Here is a 24682-nt window from a genome sequence, read left to right as displayed (position 1 = left end):
ACATGGTATTTTCAGCGTAATCAAATTGCTCGTTTAATTCACCCGCAATTTGACAGGCCTTGATTGCAAAAACCGTGTAGCGTCTTTGACCTGGTTAATGAAAACGGCAGAACCCTCCCAAGGGCTCGCACCGGCAGACTATAACTTTCAGCGGCCTTGCGAGGAAACCGTACCCTTGCCGTCAAAGACGGTTCTAGGCCTTTCGGTGCATCCCACTAAAATGGAAAGAAAAAGACCTAAAAACGAAAAAATGGGCAACCAGATTTTCCACCAAGGTGAATAGGTTAGTTTAACTTCATGCCAGCCTTTGCTGAGCCCCACTCCCCTGAAATGAAAATCCGCCTTTAAGAGTTCCGCCGGCTCCCCGTCTACACTGGCTTTCCAGCCTTTATAATACGAATCCGTGATTATCAAGATACTATCGGTAAGGGCAGAAACCTCAACCGCCACCTCATGAGGGGAATACTTTTTGAGCTTTACATATTCGGACGAAGTGATTTTCGGCTTACCGGCAAAGGAGGGAGTTTTATCCAATATGGCCGTACAGGAAGGCTCTAGCCCTTCCAAGGCCTTGAGAGTTTCCTCAGTGCCCGCAATCACCTTGTAATTTCCGGCTAAAAAACACTTGGGAAAAGAATACCGATTCTCCAAAATTCTGTCATAGGCAATCGACCAACGGGTTCCTTTATTTATGATCTCAAACTCGTTTATTTTAATACTCTCAATAGAAAAGCCACCTGTTAAACACTCAATTTCCAAACAGCGGCCCTTAGGTAAATTATTAAGAAGTAAATTGTTTGAATTTAAAAAATGAATACTCCGCATCCCCGCCCTGGCAACAGAGACCTCAGAGCCGGGCCGCCTGTTGGAAAAGCCAATTGAAACCGCTCCATCCAAGGGAGCCAGTCCTTGTAAGTCAATTTGCCAAAATGAACCTTGGCCAAAAAAATGAGGTAAATATTTTCCGTCTTTATCCACCTTCTTAATTTTTCTGGCTTTGGGGATAAACCTGATATTCATTAAATCGTAAACCCGAGGATTGCGCGTCTTTAAGGCCAGCAAATCTAAACTGGCTAAATGTAAATTTCCACCGGTGCCCCAGATATTCAGGCCATGAATTAAATTACCTAAAAAAACTTCTTTATTCTTTGTCATATGTTTGGTAACGCCGGGGGGATAACCAGCCAAGATACCTGGGCTGGAAATGCGTTGGCCTGGCTCAAGCTTTTGTTTTAAAAATTTTATTTGATCGGTCAGAGGATAAATATCACCCCGATAAGTTATCCAGCGGTTGCTGGAGTGAGGGAAATAGGAGGGGAGGAATAATCCGGCTGCCAAAAAAACAACTAGCAAAGTGCGTTTTAAATTGATGTGAAAGGTTGAAAAAAGGATAAGAATTAATGCAACTAAATAAAAAGCGATACGAAGAGCATAAACATCTAAGGGCTGAATATTATGAAAAATTAAAAGAATGGTCAAGCCAAAGCCAAGACCAACGAAATCATAGGGACTTCTGGTTGTCTTATTCCACAAACAATGAAGACTAACCCCGCTCAAAAGGTACAAGGATAAAAGGGCCAAATGCAGGCATCTGCCGGGGAAGCGAAATAGCCCATAACCCGGAACATAATCGTAAAACACCTTGTATATGGAAAAATTGTCGCCCAAGGATAAAGATCCAAAGAGTAAAACAGCAAAACATAAACCATATACTAGTCGGTCACGCTTTAGAAATGGAGCTAAAAAGGCCAGCAAAAAAATTAAAGGAGCAAAGGAAAAAGGCGTGTCATTGAGGATTCGATTAAACAAATATTTAACTGAAAAACTAGATGCTGCGGCCACAGAAAAGTCTTTAACCCCACGGTGGCTTTGCCCTGCCAATTCCCAAGATGGGATCAACTGTATGGCAGAGATCAACACCGCTACAAAAACCAGAATTACAAGTCGCTGAGCTGGTTTTGATTTATTTTGCAGCCCTTGATACTTGGAGATCTCCGGCAAATACCAAAACAAAAACATGACACCTAAAAAGATGAGATGCATTTGGGTCCATTGGGGATTACCACCTAAAAAAGAACAGGCAAGCAGCAATATAGCCCAAGTGCCCGCCCAGGAGGATTGCCCAGTAATATACTTATAGGACGCCAGGATAAAGAATGGAAAAACCAATATTACATCTGTAAATGAAGAATAGACAATATTATATTTAAGATCCCAGGAAAGACTCCACATCATCCCAACTAAGCATGAGGATATGGAATCCAATTTAAAATTTTTAGCCAGCAAAAAAACGCCTATCCCACTTAGAAAAAGGCTGAAAACTTGATACGCCTGGGCCAAATAAAACGGTACTTTAGGTGTTCCGCTTATTAGGCCTACAAGAATATGGCCGGGAAATAGAACACCATTTTCCAATTTTGCCAGAAAAGGCTCACCACATCCGGTTAAAGTTGTCCACCAGGGGATCTCCCAATTGCTTAAGGATTTAAGTCCATGAATAAGCCAAGGGTAAAATTGCAGAGAATAATCTGATGCAAGCTTTTTTTCCGGGCAGCCCCAAGGAAATAATAACTCGTGATAAAACAAAGCCCAAAATACACCAATAACACCAATAGGTATTAAATAATCAAGAATAGAACGCCGTAAAAAACTTATTAGGTCATAACTTTGCACCCTTTCTTTAAGGGCCCATAATTTCAAAGATAAATAAGAATATAAAGGTATAGTTATGGTAACGGCCAGAGAAGCCAGATAATATGGCTGATTCAGGTAGTCATGCACAAAAACAGTAATCAAAACACTGAGGACCAAGCTTCCTAATGCTACACTCAGAAACCTCCAACTCATCTCCAAGTGCTGTGGTTTTCTTTGAAACGTAATTTTTATATGCCCAAAGTAACTGGCTAAAGTACTAATCGACCAAGCCATACTGCTGGAAAGAAATACCGGCAAGCCTATGCGGTCGAGTAGTAAACTACACAAAAAGTAAGTTAAGGAAGCACCTAACCCCACCAGAACATAACGTACAATTTCCGGCAAAGCATGAATTGAAGTTAAAATCATAATTCCAGGTTATTTCATTTTGACTTTTTTAAATCGATATATTTGATTAAATATAAAGGTCTTTTTTTAGTTTCAATTAAAATTTTACCCACATATTCACCAATAACCCCAATGGCAATTAATTGGACTCCACCAAAAAACAATAAAGAAACCATTAAGGAGGCATACCCCGGCACATCCCTGCCCAAAATCAATGTCCTGATTATCAGATACAAAGCATACAGCAAAGAAGGCATAGCTATGGAAAGGCCTAAATAAAACCAAAGCCTTAGTGGGAGAGTGCTAAACCCCACTATCCCGTTTACAGCTAATTCCAGTAACTTAAACAAGGAAAATTTGGTTTCACCATTCTGCCTTACCTCTGGTGTATACTTTACAATTATACTTTTATAACCAATCCAGGAAACAATGCCTTTCATATACCTATTTTGCTCTTTCAATCCTTGAATGGCCAATACGGCTTTTTTATCCAAAAGAGAAAAATCAGAAGCACCTGCAGGTATACTTGAATTTGATATTTTACTGATTGCATTTGAAAAATATTTAGAAAGATATTTTTTAATCCTACTTTTATCTTTCCTCCCCTCAGAAGCAGCTATGACAACATCATACCCCTCAGACCATTTTTCCAGCATTACCGGTATGATACTTAAGGGATGCTGACCATCGGAATCCATACAAATAGCTAAATCACCTGAACAATGATCGTAACCGGCCGTCAAAGCAGCCTCTTTACCAAAATTTTTACTGAGTGATATTATTTTTAGTCTACTTTCCTCTACTGCCATCTCAGTAATTATATTTAGAGAATTGTCACAGCTTCCATCATCTACAACAATTACTTCGCAAGATATATTTGATTCTTCCAGATAACTCAAAATATCATTTAGAAATCTCTCTATACATAACTCTTCATTAAACACCGGAATAATTATAGAAATAAAGTTTGGCGATCTTTTTCCTAAATGCAAACTTAACTTATCCATAGTTTCGTCCTAAGAAACTGATTTAATTCACAGATACAGCTTATATTTCACTAAAGCCAAAAACCGGATGAAGGTTCCCTTTAGTCCCTGGGCATAGTAAGTTTCTCTCATCGTTCACCGATCAATTAGTCAAGTAAAATTAGCCAAACCATACCAAAGTATCTTTTTTAATGATAATATAAAACACTAAGATATCCCAGTTTTTAAAGGTTTTTAATAAGCCCGATTAAACTACACTAATATAATTTTTTCGTCACAATAAAGCAAGAATCGAAACAATCTTTAAACACGGTAGTAGAATAATTATTTAGCTGATCTTTATGAACCCACCACCTGTCGACATTCTTAAACCGGGACTCTCTACCCTGGAAGGAACTAAAAAACACTGACTTTAACGCGAGGGCAGAGACTCTTAATCTCTCAGCAGAAATGAACTGACAATTGATTCCCGGATAATTCTACTACTGGTGTTTTCTCCCAAAGCTGATCCCCAATTTACGCATTTTATGCCGCAGAGTTGATTCGTTCACATTCAACAGAGCCGCGGCTCCGGCATTGCCACCAACTTTTCCGCCGGTAATTTCCAAGACCCTGCTGATATGACCACGCGAAACTTCATCAAGCTACATTGATTTTACATCTCCGCCCCTACACTCAATTTCGCCGGTGTTTTTTGAAGCCACGCGCAAATCCTCAAAACAAAGCGGACCTCCCACGCTCAGGATGCATGCCCGTTCTATAGCGTTTTCCAATTCGCGGATATTGCCGGGCCAACTGTACCTGCCTAGCAGAGTCAAGGCCCTTTTATCCAAAGCCGGTGCTGGTGGAATGCCGAGTTCGCGAGATTTCTTGGCCACAAAAAAGGCGGCCAGGTCGGGAATGTCTTCCGGCCTCATACGCAAGGGAGGAATTGTAATGGGGAACACCTGAAGGCGGAAAAACAAATCTTGCCTGAAATCGCCCTGTTCAATCATGGCCGGGAGGTCGCGGTGAGTTGCGGCTGTGATGCGAATATCCACAGGAACACTTTCCGCCCCGCCCACCCGCTCAATTTCCTTTTCCTGTAAAACCCGCAGCAGGCGAACCTGGACCTTTGGCGGCAGTTCACCCACTTCATCCAGAAAAAGACTCCCTCCGCTGGCCCGTTCAAAGCGGCCGCGTTTAAGAGCCGTTTCCCCGGTAAAAGCACCCTTCTCATAACCAAACAACTCACTGTCAATAAGACTCTCCGGAATCGCTCCGCAGTTTACCTTGATAAAAGGCCCCTTCCTACGAGGAGAGCCGTTGAGCAAAGCATTGGCTACTATTTCCTTGCCCACACCGGTCTCACCCAGCAAAAGAACCGGGGTGTTCAGACGGGCAACCTGGTTCACCCTTTCCATGACGGTTTTTAAACCACCCTCGACGCCGATTATGCCGCCTTCGTGGTCGCGCTTCAGCTCCTTTTCCAAATAGCGTTTGTCATCGGCCAGCCGCTCTTTATGCGCCATAAGCTCTTGATATCTCCGAAAATTGAAGAATGCGATGGTAAACGGATCTCGCAACAAAGAAAACAGCCTCATATGTTCTTCGGAAAACCTGTCTTTACTCGAAGCCATTAGCGTGACCCCGCCAATCCATTGATCTTCCACAGTAAGGCGCACAACCATAATGGAAAACTTTTTCGCAGTCACAAAAGGCCTCAACATTAAGCGGGACAACTCATGGGATCCGGCATCATTAAGAGTATTGCTTTTAGGCAGCTTTTCCCTGACAGCTGTTTGGTGCCAGTCTTCAGGCTATATTGCCTTGAACCGGTGGCAATGCCCGCCTTGGCTGTCGGCCGAGGCACTTACCGTGAAGGTGGCTTTGGACTTGTCATAGTGGTGCAGAAAGGCTTTTTCCGCAGGCATGAACTTTTTGAGATATAAAAAAGTATGGAAAAGAGCCTTTTCCATTTTCAGGCTGCCGTAGATGCGCAGGGTTGCTTCCTTGAAAAAAACATCGGCATCCATATTGATCCTCTGCTTGACATTTCAAAGACCGGCATTGCAAGGTCGGACCCATTTTGGGGAGGGTATGAATAATTCTAGGCTAACCACGCTCATACGTCAAATACGACAGTTTGATCTTGCCTCCTTTTCTTCTCTCCGGCCTCAAAGCCCCAAAGCATAAAAAACCTTGAGCAGGCTCAACTTACCAATCAACTTTCAGGGCCTCTATTTCTCGAAAAAGCCGGCTAATTCAACCCAACTTTCCTTAATTTAAGCTTAATTATATTTCCTCAACCTGGTTTTTATGCTCCTCCCCCTGTCCGCCGAACCATTGAGCCGGGCGAGTGCCGTTACTGGCATGTCACTTGCTCAACCAGCAAACAGCAAGTTTTCTAAAATGAAAGGCAAAAAAATGACTGCAGATCAGGTGAACCCCGGACGATTGCTTAACATAGATCTGAACAACGGATATATTTCCAGGCAGGTAATAAAAGCCAAACAGATGAAGCGCTTTATCGGCGGCTGCGGCGTTAATGTCTGGCTTTTGTTCAATAGGATCGATGAGGAAACCGATCCCTTAAGTCCCTCCAACCCCTTGATCTTCGGAGCCGATCCTCTGGTTGGAACCAGCTACCCCACCAGCGCCCCCAACACTGTCACAGCCTTAAGCCCCCTTACCAAGATTTATGGAGACTCAAACGGCGGGGGCATCTGGGGTGTGATGATGCATAGTGTTGGAGTGGATCATCTAGTCATTTGCGGAGCACTGAAGAAACCGGGCTATTTATTTATCAGCGCCAAAGGGGAATGCAGCTTAAAAGATGCAAGCGACCTTTGGGGCATGACCACAACAGAGGCCGTAAAGGCCATAAAATCCAGGCATCCGCGCTCTGTGGCCGCGGTAATCGGACCGGCCGGGGAAAGCCTGGTGCGCTATGCCAATATCAGCTTTGAAAACAATGCCCACAGCTTTTCCCGCTCGGGAATGGGCGCGGTCATGGGCTCCAAAAAACTGAAGGCAATGGTGATCGCCCGGGGCGCGAAAAAAAAACCTGATCCACGATCCGGAAAAATTAAAGTCGCTTGGCCGGGAAGTAAAAGGCTGGAGTCAGAGCCTGGCCTTTCCCAAGCTGTTCAGTAAATACGGCACCATGATGTTCATCAACCTGTTGGAGGCCCTGGGGTTGATGTATGCGGAAAACTGGCGGCGTCATATAGGCCCTGACAACATAGCCGCCATAGACGCCTGCGCTTATTTCAAGGCGGTTGAATCAAAAGATGTGGGTTGCTATCGCTGCCCCTTAAGGTGCGGAAAGCAATGGCGCATCCTGGAAGGCAAATTCGCCGGGGAAGAGGGCCATGGCTATGAAGTGGCCTATATCATGACCCTGGCCATTACCCTGGGTTTCCGGGATATGGGCGAAATTCTGCACCTGGCCAATCTGATCAACCAAAAGGCATTTGACATCAACGAGTTCTGTGGGGCTGTGGGCATGCTGAACGATGCCTATGTTGGCTTATGTGGAACAACTTATCGAATTGGTTGCCTCAGGCCGGGGTATTGGCGCTGTGTTGGCGCAAGTAACCAAAGGTGCAGCCGAACTGCTAGGAAACCACGCCGACAAATACGCCTTGCATATGAAGGGGATGCATTGGCCGGCCCATTCAGCGCCCCCGTTTGTATTGGCCTTTTCCCTTTCCCCCAGAGGGGGAGATTTTCTCAAGGGAGTTCCCCACCTGCTGATGCAGGCTATAAACAGTCAGACTTCCAAACTTTTATTCGGGGGCACCCGCAAAACCGTGAATTTCAAGTCCCATGCCGATAAGGGACTGGCTGTATGGTGGCACGAGAATTACAAGCTCATACTCGATAGCCTGGGTATTTGTTTTTACCTGGGTATGAGCCTGCTTAACCACGGTAAACTATTGCCCAGTCATCTTGCCGCCGCCTGACGGGCCGCCAACGGCAGTTAAGTTGACGGTTTAGGGATCCAGGTGGCAGCGGAAAGGGGATACCACCTTCAGCGGGCCGTTAACACCCTGCGAGGGCTGGACCGGCGGCAGGACAGCTTCACCAGACGGCCGGAGCCTGATTCCTGGGCAAAAGGAATAGATTTGAACAAAAAAGGCATGCTTGATGAATACTATGCATACAGGGGTTTGACCGAAGAAGGCCTGCCCACCCGGGAGCGCCTGGAGGTGGCCGTGCGCCTGGAATCCATGGGGCGGTTGGGTTATGCCAAAAATCACCTCCCCCTTGAGGAAATAATCAAAGATCCCTCGCCAAATAAATTCGGCAGAGGTCTTAAAAACAAGGTGCGGACCAGGATAATGGGCAATATGTCCCAAGCTCCGGAAAACTTAAAGCAACAGTTTTTAAAGGCCGGTGAAAAGCAAAGACTCAGTCAGGCCGAAAAGCAACGGGGACATAATTTATAACACAGCTACGGCTTGCCGCTTTTCCCGCACACCATTGCGGGACTGTTTTATTCCCTGCCGCCAGGGAATAAAACAGGGCGGCCAAGGCAACAGCCCATAAAAAAAATGTCGCATAAGACACCTGGGTGTCATATGCGACAACTTGAAAGGGTTATTTTTTCCACCTGGGGCGCAGCACCATCAATTGCCTCCCTCATACCAATCCATCCGACATGAGGGCCAGGGCACACCGGAAATAATCCAAAAAGCAGCGGCTGACCAAGCCCACATGGTCTTTATCAGCCGCTTCACCGATAACTTTGCTATTTAAACGCCTTACAACAAAGTCAAATTCCAGTTAAACTCGGAACTCCGGGTCTCTTGCGGCAGGTTTCTGGGCAGGGACTCATTCATGGTTATGAAAAGTTCATATCCCGCCCTTTGCAATTCATCTGAATATTGGCTGATATCAAGGGACCAACCCGGATAGATCCAGTTGTTTTCCCCGTATTTTTTGCTCCAGAACACCTCGTTTTTGGGGGAAGTGAAAGGTTCCGCCGCCTTGATTCCCTCCACCGGGAAGCGGCTGATTCCCATGGGCCAATACCCCTTTATCACCACTCCCAGGGGCAGAGGGCTCTGCCGGACCAGGCTCAGCATGTCTTTGCCGGAGAGTTCCGGCGATACAACAGCCCTCTTGAATCCCATATTCTTGAGCACCTGCAAGGCCGCCGCGTTGGAGGCATTGCAAAAGGGGCCTGCGATCAATTCCACCTGGGCGTCATTAAAAAACTTGATCTGCCAGGGTGAACCCAGGACAAACCTTTTGCCCCCTTTGCGCAGGGTAAAGGTTATAAGCTCCTGCCAGGCCTGTTCCTCATCAGGCCAGATCACCGGCGGCAGCCACCAGAACAGGCGTCCATAAAGCGCCTTGGGCGTGGTGCGGGCTACGCCCGGATTAAGCCACAGGGCGGTTATGTTGCCGACCGGAGCGCCTTTTTGCCCTCCTCGCCGGGGCCGGGAAAGGTTGCGGGCCAGGAGCATGCCCCCCGGCTTGCCTGGAGCGGCAGGGGCAGGCATTTGCACCTTGAAGTTAATGCCTTTTTGCTCCGGCGCGTGGCATTGCTCCAGTTTATTCTCCCATTCCTTGATCTTTTTCTTGATCTCAGGGTCCCTGCGGTCAATCAAAAAAACCGGCGTCCCCGGCTTGGGGGCCCTTGAACCGGTTACGGTAAGCAAGGCGTATTTACCGGAAAAGGTTTTGTCTGTAACCCGGTGAGTAAAATGCCAGGGCTCGTCTTCATTACCCACCCTTAAGAAATCGCCGGGGAAAAGCTTCACCCTGGGTTTTAGGGCAAAGGCAGGGCTTTTTCCCTTTCTCCCCAGTTTCTCCACCTGGCCCACAAAAAGGCCGGAGCTGGTGTGAGCGCCCGGCTGGGCCGGGGCCTGGGGCTGAGTGGGCAGATACATGGCCTTGGTCCGGGGCCTGCCCAGCGCGTGGGCCAGCAACCCGGACGCTTCTTTCACGGCCTTCTGATCCGACGGATTGTCCCTTAACAGACGATAGGCCTTGACCACATGATAAACATAGTGCGGCCCCTTTTTACGCCCTTCGATTTTCCAAGAGACCACTTTGGGGATGGACATCAACTCTTTCACCATGGTGTCTGTAGCCAGATCACGACAGGAAAAAAAGCGGGCCGTCTTGCCCTTTTGGCCATAAACCCTGCGGCAGGGCTGCACGCAACGCCCCCTCAGGCCGGACTTGCCGCCCATATAACTGGACCAGTAACAGCGACCCGACACGCAATAACACAAGGCTCCGTGGATAAATATCTCAAAGCTCAAGGAATCCGGGCAGGCTTTGCTTAGGGAGCGCACCTCGTTTAAATCCAGTTCCCTCGGCAGAATAACCCGGTTCACTCCCAGATCCGCAGCTGCTTCCATGGCCTTGGCATGGGTGAGGTTGGCCAGGGTGGAGAGATATACCTCTCCTTGAAAACCCGCCTGTTTGGCCAGTTCCACGGCTCCGAGATCCTGACAGATAAGTGAATCCGGTTTCACATCACGCTCAAGCTTGGCGATCAGCCTGCCTGCCGAACTCAAGTCAGCGGGTTTAAAAAGGCTGTTCAAGGCCACATAAACCCTGCGGCCCTGACTGTGGGCCACTTCCACCAAACGGGCCAATACTGGAAGGGCAAAGTTATCCGCCTCCATTCGGGCTGAAAAGTGTTTCAGCCCCAGGTAAACGGCATCCGCGCCGGCGGCATAGGCGGCCAGCATGGATCTCACATCACCGGCCGGGGCCAGGATCTCTGGTTTCTTCTGCATTTTCTGCCTTATTCTTTATCAAGCCAAAGCGGCTGTACCGGGTTTAACTATACAGGAGCGCCCTGCAACAAAACCCGCTCGGAAGTCATTGTCTTGGGAGGGAACAGTGAAGGTTTACCTTTTTTAACAATCCCCAGAAATTTAAGTCCGCAGACCTTGGCGGCGTCATAATCGGTTGTGGCATCCCCCAAAAACAGGCACTCAGCGGGATTATATCCCTTCCTGGTCAATATATCCCTTATTATGGCGGGTTTATGCCTGGGTGAGCCGTGAGCCTCCTTGAAAAAACCCAAAAGGTCGCGCTTTTCCAAAATGCCCAGGAGTTCTTCCTGCGGAATGCCGGAGACAACAAAGGCCGGTTTTTCTTCTCTCTTCAGCTCGGAAAGGGCCTCAAAGGCTCCGGGAATAAAAGGTGCTGTCAAAACCCCCTTCATGGTGAGTTCCACAAATTTATCGCCCAGTTTCCGTATCTCGTTTTCACTCACCGGTTTTTGCAAAATATCGCGATAATAAAAACGAAACTTCTCCAAGCGGGAAATGCCGCCATGGAGGAGGTGATGCTCCACCACCCTGGCTTGGATCTCCGGCCCGAAAGAGGCAAACATATCCCTGAAGGCTTGGGTTTTCAGGTCAAAGGTATCCAGAATAACCCCGTCAAAATCAAAAAAAACCGCCTGGTGCTTCACTTTTGGACTAACCTTTTCTTTTTCCGGTTCCTGGGAGTCTGGGGTTTGTGCATTACATAACCCGGGGGCAACGAATCCCTGCGCTTATAGGTAAAGTCATGCTCACCCCTCCTGGGTTTGGGCATATCCTTTTTATACACCAAGGTGCGATAAGGAACAGGTATCTCCACTCCCTCGGCGCAAAAGCGTTTTTTAACCATCTCAAAAATCCACCACTTGGCCTGCCAGGCCTGATCCTGACTGGTGCACCACATGTAAAGGCGCAGCTCAATGGCATACTCGAGATGGCCAATCACCCGCACCCAGGGGTCCTGGGCCTCGGGGTCCCGGTGCGGACAGGCCATGACCTCTTCCATAATCAGGGAGCGGGCCAGGTCCAGGTCCGTATCATAACTTACCTTAAGCTCTATGGTGTTTAAGATGCCCTCTTCAACCAAGCTGTGGTTGATGATGCTCATGTTGTCCAACTTCTCGTTGGGTATGACCAGCCTTTTGTTCTCCCAGGTGCGCACAATGGTGTGGCGCAAGGTTATATCCTCAATATAGCCGTATTCACCCTCAATGGTGACGGTGTCATCAATGCGTATGGGCCGGTATATGCTGATGCCTAAACCGGCCACCAGGTTTGCCAGGGTCGACTTGGCGGCAAATCCCAAAACCACGGCGGTGATACTGGCGCCGGCCACCAGGCCGCCCATAAGAGTTTGCAAAGGCGGCACCAATGAGGCGTAAAAAAGCGCAGTGCCCAGAAACACCACCACGGTCTTAACCCGGATGACATAACGGATCACCGTGTTATCCACCTTGCGTCCCAAACGCCCTATCACCCATGAGGTCTTGAGCAAGGACTTGGTAAGCAGTTTGGAGACCAGCCAAGCCGCCCCAAAAATAGCGAAAGCCAAAAGAAGCGCACCGGGCCATTCCTGGGGGTGAAGCAGTTCGGTTATGGCATTCATCATTTATTCCTCTGCCGACTTAGAAGCCTGGAAAAAGGACATGCAAAAAACCGCTTCATGTCCCTTATGTAAGCAAAAAGGCAAAACACCGGTCAAGCACCGGCAGACCAATGAAATTCATGCTTTACCTACCAGAAAAACAGACAATGAAAAGCCCTTGGAGAGCTTTTTTTTAATCTGGGGATTTTTCTTAATATTTACCCGGACAAACAGCCTGAATTCCTTAAATAAAAGCAAAAACGGAAAAACACCGCACCTGCCTCATGGGCCCACGCTTGCAAAGCCGACCCGGGAAAACAGTAGGTAAGCCAAAGGCCACCACAAATCAAAAACCAAGAAAAAAGGGATTACGGCACCCAAACTCCCGCAGAAACAGGCGGGCGGGCCAAGAAGCGAAAAAGGAAAACCCGCAAATGACCGGCTAAGTGTTGAGGGTTTTCCCTTTTATAACACCTTGCGGGAAATAGCTCTTTGCAAAAGATATCAATTTTTATTGCCAAGCCACCCCTTGGCTCGGAAAAAAAACAACATCACAACGACAACAACCACCATTATGCCCAACAGAAGGGGATAGGCATATATCCAGTCCAGTTCCGGCATGTATTTGAAATTCATACCGTAGATGCCCGCCAAAAAAGTCAGGGGAATAAAAATGCTGGCCATGATGGTCAGAATTTTCATGATCTCGTTCATACGGTGGCTTTTCTGATTTAGATACAAATCCATAAGGGAGGCAAGGTTTTCGCGCAAGATATCGTTCATATCCATGGCCTGGACAATATGCTCTTTAAGATCGCGCAGATAGGGCGAAAGATTCTGTCCCGGCCAGTCGCTTGCGATCCTTTGAAAAGAAGAAGCCATTTCGCGCAAGGGCCAAAGAACCTTTCTCAAACTCACCGAAGCCCGTCTCAGGCGATAAATCCCCTCCAGCACTTCCGGCGAGGGGCTCTCCAGGACCATATCCTCCATATCATCCAGACGCCGACTCATCTTTTCAAGCGCTGCAAAATAGTGGTCCTGGATAAGATCCCATATGGCATAGGCCAGATACCCAACCTGCCTCTTCCTTAGCCTGGAATCGGCCTGTTCAAGTCTTGCCAAAAGGGGCGACAAATCGTTTGACCCGCCTTCTTCAAAGGAAAGCAACCAGCCCCTTCCCAGGACCAGGCTCAGCTGCTTGGTTATTAAATAATTTTCCTCGGGATCATAAATGGGCAATTTAAGGGCCAAAAGCAGATACTCGGAAAATTCCTCCAGCTTGGGGGCATGCCTGGTGTTTAGAATATCTTCCAGGGTAAGGGCGTGAAGGCCCAAAACAGCCCCTGCTTTCGCTAAATAATCAGAATCTCCCAAACCGGTTATCTGCAGCCAGGCCACCTCGCCGCCAGTCAGGCCCTGTAAGTCTTCCGGGGAAGGATCAGCTGTTTTGCTTAGGTTATGCCTGTCGTATTGCCATAAAACCGAAGCCATCCCCTGCTCGGGCCGGTCCCCCACATAGACCAGGGCCCCAGGAGAAAGGGCCAGTTTATCAGCCAAATTGGTTACCGATTCTGCCACTTATCCCTCCCAAGTGATCTGATTGAGATCCGGCTTATTCCCCTAACAGATTATCACATCTTTTGGCCAACCATCAGACTACCCACTTGAGAGCGTTTAAGGACGCGTCGGGGCGCCTGGCATAACGGTTTGCCGGTCCATTCAAACAAAACCAGTCAACTCCCTATACCGATTGCATAATCTTTATATTTACCGTTCAACGGCCCCCTTTCCCAAATTTTTTTTACAGCATTTTCAGGTTGGTTTTGGGAATAAAAAAACGTCTATACGGCAGATGCCCGGAGGAAAAAAATAGACCCATTTTCCTTAAAAACGGCTGACTTTCCGCTCTGAAGCCATATCTAGCCCTTCGTACGGCAAAAGAGGATAATATTCAATTAATCACATATTTTAAAACCGTGCAATCAACAGGATTTCAAACAATTTCTTAGAATAGAAGAATCATTAATAAAAAACCTTAAATACAAACACTGAACATAGTTTCAATCTTATATTTACCAATAAAAAGAACAAGCAAGCCGTTGACGGATCAGTCTTTCAGAATTATCATGCCCATATTTGAGAATATTTTACTAAAAATTATAATATATAGACTATAAACAACTACCTGAAATAATCATTGAAAGCCTTTTAACAGTTGTCAGTATATTTTCTGATAATATTCAAAAAAGCAATTGATTTAGCATAGTTATCACTATCTTTATAAGCATTGCCAATCTGGTGAAATACGGCATTAAGATATGGAAGTTACCCAAAAAAAGGCCCGGCCAAATAAGGAGAATGGGCATGGCTATAATAGACCGCGTAAAATGGGAAGGCACTGAAAATGTTTTCGCCTGGCGCTATCCGAGCGATCAGCTCTCCACCTGGACCCAATTAATTGTCATGGAAAGCCAGGAGGCTTTTCTGGCCAAGGAGGGCCGTTTTGAGGGGCCTTTTGGAGCGGGCAGGCATGTTCTTGACACAAAAAACATCCCCATTCTGGTCGAGTTGTTAAGTCTGCCCTTTGGCCAGAAAACCCCTTTTACGGCTGAAGTATGGTTTGTTAATAAAATGATGAACCTGGATGTAAAATGGGGCACTCCCAACCCCATTCAGATTCAGGATCCCAAATACAAGGTAATGATTCCGGTCAGGGCTTTCGGCCAATTCGGGGTTCAGGTGGGGCACTCCAAAAAATTCCTCACCAAGCTGGTCGGCACCCTGAGGGACTTCAGCAAAAACAAACTGCGGGAATACCTGAGGGGCATCATCATAACCGCGGCCAAGGACACTATTGCCGAAGAACTGGTTTCTCATCAAACCAGCGTGCTTGAAGTGGCAGCCAAACTAGAGGAGATCAGCGAAAGCCTGGCCGTCAACATACGCCGCAAAATCGAAACGTTTGGCCTCAACCTCATTAATTTCCAGGTAAATTCCATCAATGTCCCGGAAGAAGACCCGGCCGTGAGCAGGCTCAAGGAGGCGCTGGCCAAAAAGGCCGAGATGGATATCATGGGATACAGTTACCAGGAAAAACGCTCTTTTGACACCATGGAAAAGGCGGCTTCCAATCAGGGCTCATCACCATCCAATTTCATGGGCGCCGGCATGGGGATGGGCATGGGCATGACCATGGGTGGAGCCATGGGAGGGGCCATGGGTCAGATGAGCACTAACCTTCAATTCAACTCCAACTTAAAATGCCCTGAATGCGGCCTTCAAAACCAGCCAAACGCCAGATTCTGCTTTGGGTGCGGTTATTCATTTCATGAGTCCGCCGAACCCAAGGCCTCGCCGCCGGAAAAAGTAGCGCCCAAAATAACCTGCAACAAATGCGGGGCTGAGTTGTCGCCTAAAAGCAAATTCTGCCCGGCCTGCGGCGACCCGGTGCATCCCTGCCCCCATTGCGGAGCAGACAATGATCCACAGGCCGCGACCTGCGCCACCTGCGGCAAACCACTCCCTTTGCCTTGCCTTAAATGCGGGGAATTGCTGGCTCAAGCAAGCAAATTCTGCCCACATTGCGGGGCTTCACAAATACTTAGTTGCGCAAATTGCGGCCATGAGCTGAAACCGATGGCCAAGTTCTGCCCGGAATGCGGAACCAAAATTTAGGAGGCTTCCCGAAAAAGGCCGCCAAAGCGGCGACGGAACGTAAATTCAGACCAACGAAAAGTTAAAGCCAAGATGGGGGGTAAAATGGCTCAGACAGAATATGTGAGGTTAAGCAGCGCGGCGGTCAAGACCTGGACGGTTTCAGGACTGGCTGCTCTGATCTTGACCCTGGTATTGGCTATAATTATTGCTTATCCGGCGGGCCGGGGGTGCGCCTTTTTCGTTTCCCTGGCTTTTCTCTTATTGGCAGAGTTTCTTTTCTTTGCTCAGCCCTGGCTGGCCTGGCGGAAAGACGCTTCAACCGGCCAAGCCCAAATCCGTCAATCAAAATTCTTATTGGCCGGCCTTTATCTCCTTGCAGTGATCCTCATCACCTTGCTCAATTGGCTGGGATTATCCGCAAGCAGCCTGCTGTTGCTTAATTGCCTGGCCCTGGCCGGTCTGGGTATGGGCCTTTTCCTGGCCAAGACCTGGGGCGGACACGCGGAGGCGGTTTCCAGGAAAAAAAGGGAAGGCCAGGCATGGTTTGATCTTTACCAAGAAAAACTGAGGCGTCTGGCAGATCAGATAGGCGGTTTGCAACCAGAACTTTCCGGCGAGCTTGGCGACCCTCTGGCCGCCCTGTTGGATGACCTGGCCTATTCCTGCAAACAAAGCCCGGCCTATTGTCTGGAACAAAACGACCAGATGGACGCACTTTTAGCTGAAGCCGAGTTTGAGCTGGAACTTCTGTTAACCGCCATCCAAAGGGAAGAGCCCTCGGAAAGCCCGGAGTATCAAGGTCCCAGGGAAAAACTGCTCAGATCCCTTGAGGAGATTAAAAAGACCCTTGCCCAAAGGGAAGAAACCATTAAAGAAGCGCGCTTTGAAAATGCTCCATAAAAGGATCGGGTGAACAGACTCGGGCATCAAGGGCTATTTGCCCCGAACAAAAATTGGTTTAAATGCTACTTCGCGAGGTAACGATGCATCCCAACAGCAAAAAGAGAACAGGCTCATTCGTATTTATTCTTGGATTGGTGGCCTCAATATTGGTCATTCTCATGCTTATAAACTCCGGGGGAGGAGGCTGGGGGCTTTATGTATTTCTGGGTTTTTTCCTCATCATGACCTTTGTGGGAAGCAGTATCAAAAAAAGCTCCAGGCAAATGAGCGCCCTTTTGGAGCTTATTCTGGTTAAAAATATCCTGAGCCTTAAAAAACTCGCCGACCTGACTGTGAACGGGAATCTCGACATTACCAGGAGCCTGATTAAAATGCTGATTGATAATGGCGAGTTAAGCGGTTATTCCTTGGACACGGGAGCAGGCATGCTCATTAATAACGGATCCAGAACTGAAGATGCCTCCAGTCATCAAGACCTTCCGCCCATACCTCCCCAACCTGGGCGGGACGCCTCTGTATGCCCGGCCTGTGGGGCCAGGACAAAACTCACCCCGGGCAAAGATTTTGTTTTCTGTGAATACTGCGGCACCAAGATCGATCTCAGGCGGGCTGGTTAAAAGTCACAGAGCTCAAACTAAAAGGGAAAACAACACATGCTTATAAAAAAACCAGGTGCACGTATTTTTTCAGGCTGGATTTTTCTTATATTGGGCTTCTTATTCCTGCTGCCCGGAGTTGCAGGCCTCTTTATGGACCCCAAACCAGGCCAGGAAAAGCAATGGGGGATGCTGATAGTATTAATTCTGCTGGGGTTATTTTTCCTTTTTAAAGGAATTGTACTTAAATACAGCGGTAAAAACATGAAACGCTATCACAACCTTGTCAATCTCTCCGGCCTGCGCCAGATCAGCCAGATTGCCAAGGCCATGAACCGGGATGACCTTGGCCCTGTTCGTTCAGATATCAAGGGCCTGGTTGCCGACGATTTTTTTCCGGGCCTGGTTTTTTACGAAGAAGTTGATTGCTTGGTCAGCCACGACGAAATACCCCGGGAAAGCGTCTCGGATATGACTAATGCGGCCATGCTGGATAATATCAACGCCGATGAGCTGGGCCTTATCTACCCCTGTGATTTTGAGTGCCCTTCCTGTGGAGCTCATAATCACTTAAAAATGGGCCGAGCGGTTGTGGTCTGCGAATACTGCGGCACCCAAACCAGGTTAAAGCCTGTTTCAGGAGAGGATTAATCTCTTTAAAGGCCTGATCATGATGATCAGGCCTTCAGGCTGTTGACAAACAGCCTGAACGCGGGCCATGAAATACCCCTAAAATCAGAGATTTTGGGGACCCCGAATGACGGCCCGCCGAATTGCTAAGCTTTCTTAAGGTGAGTAATTCTAGCCACTTGGCAAAACCGCGTTTTTGTTAAGTGGCCTCTGACAAAGTCCAGGAGGACTTTGTCAGCAAGCTAAAGGCCGGATCATCATGATCAGGCCTTCAACGTCTGGATAAGCAGGGAGCCCATAATGGACCACATGGTTATACCGACCAGGGTGTCCAGCATCCTCCAGGCCCAAATCTTGCGGGAAAAATTGGCCAACAGCCCCCCGCCCAGGCTCAGCCCCAAAAACCAAAGACAGGATGCGCAGATCGCACCTGCACCAAAGGCGTAGCGGCCGTCTGCAGGCAGTTGCCCACTGACGCTGCCGAGCAATAAGATGGTGTCAAGATAAACATGGGGGTTGAGCAGAGTCACCGCCAAGGTGGCCAGGATCACGGCCTTACGCGACTTGCTTGGCTGATCAACCGTTTCCAGATGGCCGCCCTTATAGGCAGAGATAAATGCCCTGAGCCCGTACCAACCCAGAAAAACCGCCCCGGCCCAAGCCACAGCCTTAAGAAGCAACGGATCATTTTGCACAAAAGCCCCCACCTGGGTTACGCCCAAGCCGATCAGGACCACATCGCAAAGGGTGCAGACCAGGGCCACGGTAAGGGGAAAGTTGCGTTTGATCCCCTGGCTCAAAACAAAGGCGTTTTGTGCGCCAATAGCCACAATCAGAGAACCGCCCAACAAAAACCCCTGCATAAATGAACCCCACATAAGCCCTTGCTCCTTTGAATTGTCTTGAGGAGGAGGTCTGTAAATTTATCCTTGACCTGTTTTTTGAAGACCGGCTCTCTTAGGTCTGTCGGCCAAGGACCAGATGAGCTTATCCAGGCGTTCTTATAAAGTAAAATTAATACTTTTTATCTATCATTAAATTTGCTAATGTTAGTCATGTTTGATTATAAACTCTTGCAAGCCTTTCATATGGTGGTGACCACCGGCGGGTTTGAAAAAGCCGCTCGCGAACTTTTCATCACTCAATCCGCTGTCTCCCAAAGGGTAAAACTCTTGGAAGAACAGATGGGACAAGTGCTCCTTTCCCGCACCTCTCCGCCCCGCCCCACTCCCCAGGGCCTTAAACTTTTAAAACATTTTGGCCAGGTGTCGCGCCTGGAACAGGATCTTAAGGCGGATTTGCTTCCCTCAAGCGAGCAGGGATTCAATAATCTTGCCTTGGGCGTTAACGCCGACAGCCTGGCCACCTGGTTTCCCAAGGCTGTCACGCCCCTTATCCGGACCGAAAATCTGCTATTGAATCTTCTGGTTGATGACCAGGAACAGACCCACCGTTTCATGCGCCAGGGTAAGGTTCAGGGCTGTGTCAGCGTACAGAAAAATCCTTTGCAGGGCTGTAAGGCGGGTTATCTGGGCTATATGGAATACCGGCTTTTGGCAAGCAGCGAGTTTACCGCCAAATGGTTTCCCCATGGGGTAGATTCCAGGAGCCTTTCCCAGGCGCCAGGGGTTTTATTCAACTTAAAGGATGAATTACACACAAAAATGGTAAGCTTGGTGCTGGGGGAAAAGCCACCCACCATGCCTTTGCACCACATACCAAGTGTAAAACAATTTAACCAACTCATAGCAGACGGCCTGGCCTATGGCGTATTGCCGGATCAACAGGCCGGGAAAAGGCTTAAAAGCGGCTTGCTAAGGGACCTGTCTCCCGGGCACAGTTTAAGAGTCAGACTTTATTGGCATTATTGGAATCTAAAATCCGGATTGTTGGAAAGGTTCAGCACGGGCCTGATAAAAGCGGCCCAAGGGGAACTGCCTGTCTGAGCCCCCAAAGGCCCTCAATCCCAAGTCAAGGGCCTTTACTCCTCATCCAGCACACTGCGGATGGCCTGTAACAAGTCAGCCCTGCGGTAAGGCTTGGGCACATAGCCCACCGCCCCGGAATCAAGGGCCTCCTTAACCTGTTTTTCGGCTGAATACCCGCTTGCTATCACCACTTTGGCCAGGGGGTTCAAGGCCAGAATCTCAATTAAAGCCTTGTTGCCCCCCATACCCGGCATGCCCAAATCCATTACCACCACATCAATCTTCGGGCCGTATTCCCGGTAGATCCTCAAGGCTTCTTCCCCACTCCGGGCAGTATGGACATTGTATCCCAACAGGCTCAGAACCCTGCTGCTGACCATGCGGATGGGCTCTTCATCATCCACCAAAAGCACTGTCTCATTACCGCTTTGCCGGATATTTAAATTGGTGACCGGTTGATCGGCCTGCACCGGCTCGTTACTGTGGACGGCAAAATAGAGGGTAAACTTGCTTCCCCGGCCCAGGCTGCTTTCGCATTCAATGTGCCCGCCATGGCCGCGCACAATACCATGCACCATGGAAAGTCCCAGGCCGGTGCCCTTTCCAACATCCTTGGTGGTAAAAAAGGGGTCAAATATTTTTCCTATGTTTTGAGGGGCTATGCCATAACCGGTGTCCTTGATCGAAAGGGTGACCCACTCGCCGGAAAACTCCTGGTTGCAGATATTACAGACTTTTTTAGTTGCCTTGATGTTTTTGAGGGAAATGATAAGCTCCCCGCCCTCGGGCATGGCTTGCACGGAATTATTGGCCAGGTTCACTAGTACCTGACTCAACTGGCCGGGATCAGCCTGGATCTTGTGCACCTTGCCTGCGAACTCCTGCTTGATGGCAATATTCTTGGGCAAAGTGGGTTTTAAAAGATCCAATGCATGCCTTACTTCCTGCTCAAGATTTATTACCTTGCGCTCCGGCTCCACCCTGCGACTGAAGGTAAGAATCTGCTGGACCAGTTTTTTAGCTCTTTCCGCCGCACTGATTATCCGGTCAACATCCTCAGGTTCAGGCGATCTTTGCTTGAGGTCATCTTTTACAACCTCGGCATAGCCAAGGATAGCACCGAGGATATTATTGAAATCATGCGCAATACCACCCGCCAAAGTTCCCAGGGCATCCATCTTCTGGGCCTGGGCCAATTGGGCCTCCATCTGGGCCCTTTCCTTTTCAGCTTCCTTGCGTTCGGTAATAAAGCGAGCCTGCTGCACATTTTGGTAGGCCATATGGGACAACTGGTTGGCAAAGGTGTTTAAAGACCGAGCTATTCGATAGAAACGGCTTTTTGAAACAACCTTCACATCGGTATATACTTCTTTAACCTGCTTTTTTTCTTTTTTAAATTTCCGGGCCAGTTCTTCGATCTCAACCGGTATTTTATCTTCCCGTCTCACCCCACCTATGAGCCAGTTGGCAACATGCTTGCCCCCCACGCTGATGGCCGCTCCGGCATGCCATAATCCGGAAGCCTCAAACGGCTTAATAAAGGGCTGATTGCGGTCATCCACACCCAACACATCCATATTGTCAAAACAGCCTATGTAAGATGAGTCCTGCTCAATAATCTCCCTGCAAAAACGATTTAAATTACTGGGTCTGGTTATGGGTTTACCGTCGGGATAGGTGATCAAGGAGGATACTCCCGCAACATGGGCAAACTCATCTTGTATTTCCTGTATGTCCTTTAAGCTGAACAGATCCTGAAAATTAATACTTTCCACATCGTCAATAGGCTTGGTCAAAGCTAAAATTCGCTTCTCCAGTGCCTGCTCCGCCCTTTTATGCTCGGTTATGTCAATGGCCGTGGCTGCCATAAACTTGGGTTCATAATTATCATCGGTCAAAATAATCCCGCTCATAAGCATGGGGAATTCAGTTCCGTCTCTACGGGTGTGCCAAACCTCCAAGGGGCCGTAACTGCCGTTTTTGATAAAATTCCGGTTTAATTCACTCACCATTTTGCGCTGTTTTTTATTATGAAATACCAAAAGGTTCTTATCTGTCAGCTCGGAAGGTTCGTATCCGTGCTCCCTGGCGAAATAGTCGTTTATATAAAGAATATTCCCTTTAAGATCAGCTATGGCATTTCCATGTACAGCCTTGTCTGAAATGGTTCTGAATTTTTTCAGTTCCTCTTCGGCCTGTTTGCGCTCTGTTATGTCTTCAAAAATAGAGGCGAACTGATTAGGCCCGGATTTAAAAATAGTAATATCAAAATACTTGCCGATTTGAGAATGGAAAGTCTCCAAACGTTGGGGCTCCCCGGTTAAAGCCACCTGACAGGCCATCTCAACCCAATTTTTTTTCGCCGAAGGTAAGGCCTCGTAAACCCTCTTACCCACCAGGTCCTTGGCTTTAAGGCCGGTAAGCCTTTCAAAAGCCGGGTTCACCGCCAGAAAACGATACTCATGAGCCTCTCCTTTTTCATCAAAGACAAGCTCATGCAGAGAAAAGCCGTTCAGCATCTCTCTGAATAAGATCTCGTACTCTCTTTGAACCTTTCTGATATCGGTGATATCTTTGATTATGGCCAGAACCGATCCCAGCCGGTCGGCCGATTCGTCTTCAGGAATCAAACGCAGGTTATAAACCTTGGATTGCCTGTCCCCCCTCAAGGCAAACTCTGTTTCATAGGTAGATAAGCTTTGTTCAACCTCCTTGATCCCCTTTTCAAAAATCGTGCATATCTCTTTTTGAAGCCCCAGCTCCCGATGAGATTTACCCAGCATTTCCCCGGCAGACAGGCCAAATAGTAAATCCACATTTTCCGAGGCAAATAAATGCCTGGCCAAAAGGTCGAACCGCAGGACAACATCAGGCAAGCCTTCCACCAAAGCCCGGTAAGTCTCCTCACTTTTGCGAAACGCCTCGGCCACGATTTTGCGTTCGGTAATATCAGTATGTGTCCCCACCATGCGTAAGGCCCGCCCCTTTTGGTCCCTGGCCGCAGCCATGCCGCGACCCAATATCCAACGTTCTTCTCCGTTTTTGGCGAACATACGGAATTCGATCTCAAAGTTTTCGGTTTTTCCGGAGATACAATCCTGGTTTGCCTTCAAGGCTTTTTGCCTGTCATCCGGGTGAATCTGTTGCAGCCAAAAAGTCAATTCATCTGTGACTTTTTCTGTTCCATAGCCCAGCATTGCCGCATAGCCCGGACTGAAATAAACCCGGTTCTCCCTGACATCCCAATCCCAAAGGCCGTCTTTGGTAGCCTCCATGGCCAATTGGAAACGCCTCTCACTCTTTTGAAGGGATTCCTCGGCCAATTTTCGTTCATGTATATCCACATGGGTGCCCAGCATGCGCAGGGCCTTGCCCTGAGCATCTTTCTCAACCACCTTGCCCCGGCTCAGAACCCATCTCCATTCACCGGATTTGTGGCGCATGCGGGCCTCGAACTCAAAGGGTTTTGTCAACTCCATGTGGGCATAAACAATTTTTTTGCTCGCGGCCGCGTCATCTGGATGTAAGAGTTTTTCCCATAGTTCAAAGGCCTGGGGCAATTCATAGGGTTCATATCCCAACATGGTGTACCAGCGGGGGCTGAAATAAACTTCACCAGTATCAAGCCACCAGTCCCAGACTGCATCACTCACTGAATCCAGGGCCAGATTCAGGCGTTTTTCACTTCGAGCCAAAGCGGTTTCAGCTTTTTTCTGGGCGGTAATATCATCATAAATAGTCACAATCTCACCGGAAGGAAGCTTGCAGACATAGTTTTCCACCCACAATTCCAGCTCACTATCTCGATAGTGACTGAATGGATGGATCTCGGGCTTTCCGGTTTTCCATACTTTTTGAAAGACCTTGAAAAGCCCCAATTCCACCACGCCTGGAAATGCCTGGCGGACTTCTTTTCCTATGACTTCGCTTTTCTCTTTATTCGCGTATCTCAGGCCTGTCCGATTGAGATCCTTGAAGAAAAAACTCTTGCCATTGTCAGGGGTTTCATAAATGGCACAGCCCGATCTCATGTTATCGAAAATTTCACGGAAAAATGGTTCGTTTGGGGATGAAGATTTATCTAATAAATCCGAAGATTTCAATTCGCTGGCAAAAACCAGGGCCAAATCCCGGCCGTTTGAGCGAAAATGTTCGAAGCGTAGTTCAGATCTTATGGGGGGTTGGTCTTTAGTGTACAGAGAGCCTTTTACGGTCTTTTGACCTTCGGTTTCCATATCAAGACAAAGACCGCCAAAGAGCGGACCAGGCGAGGCATTTAATAATTCCCGCTCATTACATCTCAATCCCAGACAGGCGGCCCTATTTACCCGAATTATTTTTTCAAGCTCACCATTTTTCTTGAGAGTCAGATAAAAAACCATCTCCCGGCTCATATTCATAAGACGGTCTATTTCCTTATCCCGCAAAAAAGGGGCCGGCATAAAGCACTCTCTCAGCTTTGAATTAAGATATAAGTAGGCTTATTGTCTTAAAAATAAATTGTAGCAGGTAATTGCGGGTTAGAAAATCACATGAATGAAACCGGGCAAAGCGAATAGAGGTATTTAAAAAATTA

16 protein-coding genes and 2 pseudogenes are annotated in these 24682 nt (G+C 48.0%); 8 read left to right on the top strand and 10 right to left on the bottom strand.

Features of this window, described 5'->3' with window-relative positions; all coding sequences use genetic code 11:
• Positions 1-147: 147 nt before the first annotated feature.
• The 4 genes from X474_RS02895 to X474_RS02880 all read right to left on the bottom strand — a co-directional run bounded on the left by X474_RS02895 (position 148) and on the right by X474_RS02880 (position 6043).
• Positions 148-3063: a GtrA family protein gene (locus X474_RS02895; protein WP_082464100.1), complete on the bottom strand. Its 2916-nt coding sequence runs from the start codon at positions 3061-3063 to the stop codon at positions 148-150.
• A gap of 14 nt (positions 3064-3077) precedes the next feature.
• Positions 3078-4049 carry a glycosyltransferase family 2 protein gene (locus tag X474_RS02890; RefSeq protein WP_044346593.1) on the bottom strand — a complete coding sequence of 324 codons (972 nt, stop codon included), beginning with the start codon at positions 4047-4049 and terminating at the stop codon, positions 3078-3080.
• A 623-nt stretch (positions 4050-4672) separates the two neighbouring features.
• The gene (locus tag X474_RS02885; RefSeq protein ID WP_197281939.1) at positions 4673-5539 is read right to left on the bottom strand and encodes a sigma-54 interaction domain-containing protein; all 867 of its coding nucleotides are present in this window, start codon (positions 5537-5539) and stop codon (positions 4673-4675) included.
• A gap of 288 nt (positions 5540-5827) precedes the next feature.
• Positions 5828-6043 (bottom strand): hypothetical protein, encoded by a 216-nt coding sequence (locus tag X474_RS02880; protein WP_052514782.1) that lies wholly within the window; start codon positions 6041-6043, stop codon positions 5828-5830.
• 391 nt (positions 6044-6434) lie between these two features.
• Here X474_RS02880 and X474_RS02875 point away from each other — a divergent pair, with 391 nt between their 5' ends.
• From X474_RS02875 to X474_RS26725, 3 genes and pseudogenes are all read left to right on the top strand, one after another.
• Entirely contained in the window at positions 6435-7163 is a 729-nt protein-coding gene (locus X474_RS02875) for an aldehyde ferredoxin oxidoreductase N-terminal domain-containing protein (RefSeq protein ID WP_197281938.1), read from the top strand.
• Between the two features lie 10 nt (positions 7164-7173).
• Positions 7174-7473 (top strand): annotated as a pseudogene (locus X474_RS27150) (aldehyde ferredoxin oxidoreductase C-terminal domain-containing protein); the annotation flags it as partial.
• A gap of 52 nt (positions 7474-7525) precedes the next feature.
• Positions 7526-8461, top strand: a pseudogene (locus X474_RS26725) (aldehyde ferredoxin oxidoreductase C-terminal domain-containing protein).
• A 315-nt stretch (positions 8462-8776) separates the two neighbouring features.
• On the opposite strand, the gene X474_RS02860 reads toward X474_RS26725, so the two are convergent.
• The 4 genes from X474_RS02860 to corA form a co-directional block, all read right to left on the bottom strand.
• A complete protein-coding gene (locus X474_RS02860) occupies positions 8777-10771 on the bottom strand; it encodes a peptidase U32 family protein (protein ID WP_044346589.1) in 1995 nt (664 codons plus the stop codon).
• A gap of 47 nt (positions 10772-10818) precedes the next feature.
• Positions 10819-11457, bottom strand: a complete 639-nt coding sequence (locus X474_RS02855) for an HAD family hydrolase (RefSeq protein WP_044346588.1) — start codon at positions 11455-11457, stop codon at positions 10819-10821.
• On the bottom strand, positions 11454-12416 hold the full coding sequence (locus X474_RS02850; protein WP_082464096.1) for a mechanosensitive ion channel family protein: 963 nt from the start codon (positions 12414-12416) through the stop codon (positions 11454-11456). The genes X474_RS02855 and X474_RS02850 overlap by 4 nt, the downstream gene beginning before the upstream one ends.
• 480 nt (positions 12417-12896) lie before the next feature.
• Positions 12897-13970 (bottom strand): magnesium/cobalt transporter CorA, encoded by a 1074-nt coding sequence (gene corA, locus X474_RS02840; RefSeq protein WP_044346586.1) that lies wholly within the window; start codon positions 13968-13970, stop codon positions 12897-12899.
• 786 nt (positions 13971-14756) lie between these two features.
• Here corA and X474_RS02835 point away from each other — a divergent pair.
• The 4 genes from X474_RS02835 to X474_RS02820 all read left to right on the top strand — a co-directional run bounded on the left by X474_RS02835 (position 14757) and on the right by X474_RS02820 (position 18199).
• A complete protein-coding gene (locus tag X474_RS02835; RefSeq protein WP_044346585.1) occupies positions 14757-16067 on the top strand; it encodes an SPFH domain-containing protein in 1311 nt (436 codons plus the stop codon).
• Positions 16068-16151: 84 nt separating this feature from the next.
• Positions 16152-16949, top strand: a complete 798-nt coding sequence (locus X474_RS02830) for a hypothetical protein (protein WP_044346584.1) — start codon at positions 16152-16154, stop codon at positions 16947-16949.
• Between the two features lie 83 nt (positions 16950-17032).
• Positions 17033-17569, top strand: coding sequence for a TFIIB-type zinc ribbon-containing protein (locus X474_RS02825; protein ID WP_044346583.1), 537 nt, complete (start codon positions 17033-17035; stop codon positions 17567-17569).
• A gap of 132 nt (positions 17570-17701) precedes the next feature.
• Entirely contained in the window at positions 17702-18199 is a 498-nt protein-coding gene (locus tag X474_RS02820) for a hypothetical protein (protein WP_156360587.1), read from the top strand.
• Between the two features lie 242 nt (positions 18200-18441).
• Here the strand turns inward: X474_RS02820 and X474_RS02815 are convergent, their stop codons facing one another.
• Positions 18442-19056 carry a LysE/ArgO family amino acid transporter gene (locus X474_RS02815; protein WP_044346581.1) on the bottom strand — a complete coding sequence of 205 codons (615 nt, stop codon included), beginning with the start codon at positions 19054-19056 and terminating at the stop codon, positions 18442-18444.
• A gap of 177 nt (positions 19057-19233) precedes the next feature.
• Between X474_RS02815 and X474_RS02810 the strand changes: the two genes are divergently transcribed.
• On the top strand, positions 19234-20124 hold the full coding sequence (locus X474_RS02810; protein ID WP_044346580.1) for a LysR family transcriptional regulator ArgP: 891 nt from the start codon (positions 19234-19236) through the stop codon (positions 20122-20124).
• A 35-nt stretch (positions 20125-20159) separates the two neighbouring features.
• On the opposite strand, the gene X474_RS02805 is transcribed toward X474_RS02810, so the two are convergent.
• The gene (locus X474_RS02805; RefSeq protein ID WP_052514780.1) at positions 20160-24548 is read right to left on the bottom strand and encodes a PAS domain S-box protein; all 4389 of its coding nucleotides are present in this window, start codon (positions 24546-24548) and stop codon (positions 20160-20162) included.
• Positions 24549-24682: the final 134 nt, after the last annotated feature.

The organism is Dethiosulfatarculus sandiegensis (assembly GCF_000931935.2).
Taxonomy (GTDB): Bacteria; Desulfobacterota; Desulfarculia; order Desulfarculales; family Desulfarculaceae; genus Dethiosulfatarculus; species Dethiosulfatarculus sandiegensis.
Note: the sequence above shows the minus strand (reverse complement) of the source record. Positions and strands in the feature narration are given on the sequence as shown.

Coding starts and splice junctions, on each gene's coding strand:
- X474_RS02895 (WP_082464100.1), bottom strand. CDS start 3,063: ATGATTTTAACTTCAATTCATGCTTTGCCGGAAATTGTACGTTATGTT.
- X474_RS02890 (WP_044346593.1), bottom strand. CDS start 4,049: ATGGATAAGTTAAGTTTGCATTTAGGAAAAAGATCGCCAAACTTTATT.
- X474_RS02885 (WP_197281939.1), bottom strand. CDS start 5,539: ATGGCGCATAAAGAGCGGCTGGCCGATGACAAACGCTATTTGGAAAAG.
- X474_RS02880 (WP_052514782.1), bottom strand. CDS start 6,043: ATGGATGCCGATGTTTTTTTCAAGGAAGCAACCCTGCGCATCTACGGC.
- X474_RS02875 (WP_197281938.1), top strand. CDS start 6,435: ATGACTGCAGATCAGGTGAACCCCGGACGATTGCTTAACATAGATCTG.
- X474_RS02860 (WP_044346589.1), bottom strand. CDS start 10,771: ATGCAGAAGAAACCAGAGATCCTGGCCCCGGCCGGTGATGTGAGATCC.
- X474_RS02850 (WP_082464096.1), bottom strand. CDS start 12,416: ATGATGAATGCCATAACCGAACTGCTTCACCCCCAGGAATGGCCCGGT.
- X474_RS02835 (WP_044346585.1), top strand. CDS start 14,757: ATGGCTATAATAGACCGCGTAAAATGGGAAGGCACTGAAAATGTTTTC.
- X474_RS02830 (WP_044346584.1), top strand. CDS start 16,152: ATGGCTCAGACAGAATATGTGAGGTTAAGCAGCGCGGCGGTCAAGACC.
- X474_RS02825 (WP_044346583.1), top strand. CDS start 17,033: ATGCATCCCAACAGCAAAAAGAGAACAGGCTCATTCGTATTTATTCTT.
- X474_RS02820 (WP_156360587.1), top strand. CDS start 17,702: ATGGACCCCAAACCAGGCCAGGAAAAGCAATGGGGGATGCTGATAGTA.
- X474_RS02815 (WP_044346581.1), bottom strand. CDS start 19,056: ATGTGGGGTTCATTTATGCAGGGGTTTTTGTTGGGCGGTTCTCTGATT.
- X474_RS02810 (WP_044346580.1), top strand. CDS start 19,234: ATGTTTGATTATAAACTCTTGCAAGCCTTTCATATGGTGGTGACCACC.
- X474_RS02805 (WP_052514780.1), bottom strand. CDS start 24,548: ATGCCGGCCCCTTTTTTGCGGGATAAGGAAATAGACCGTCTTATGAAT.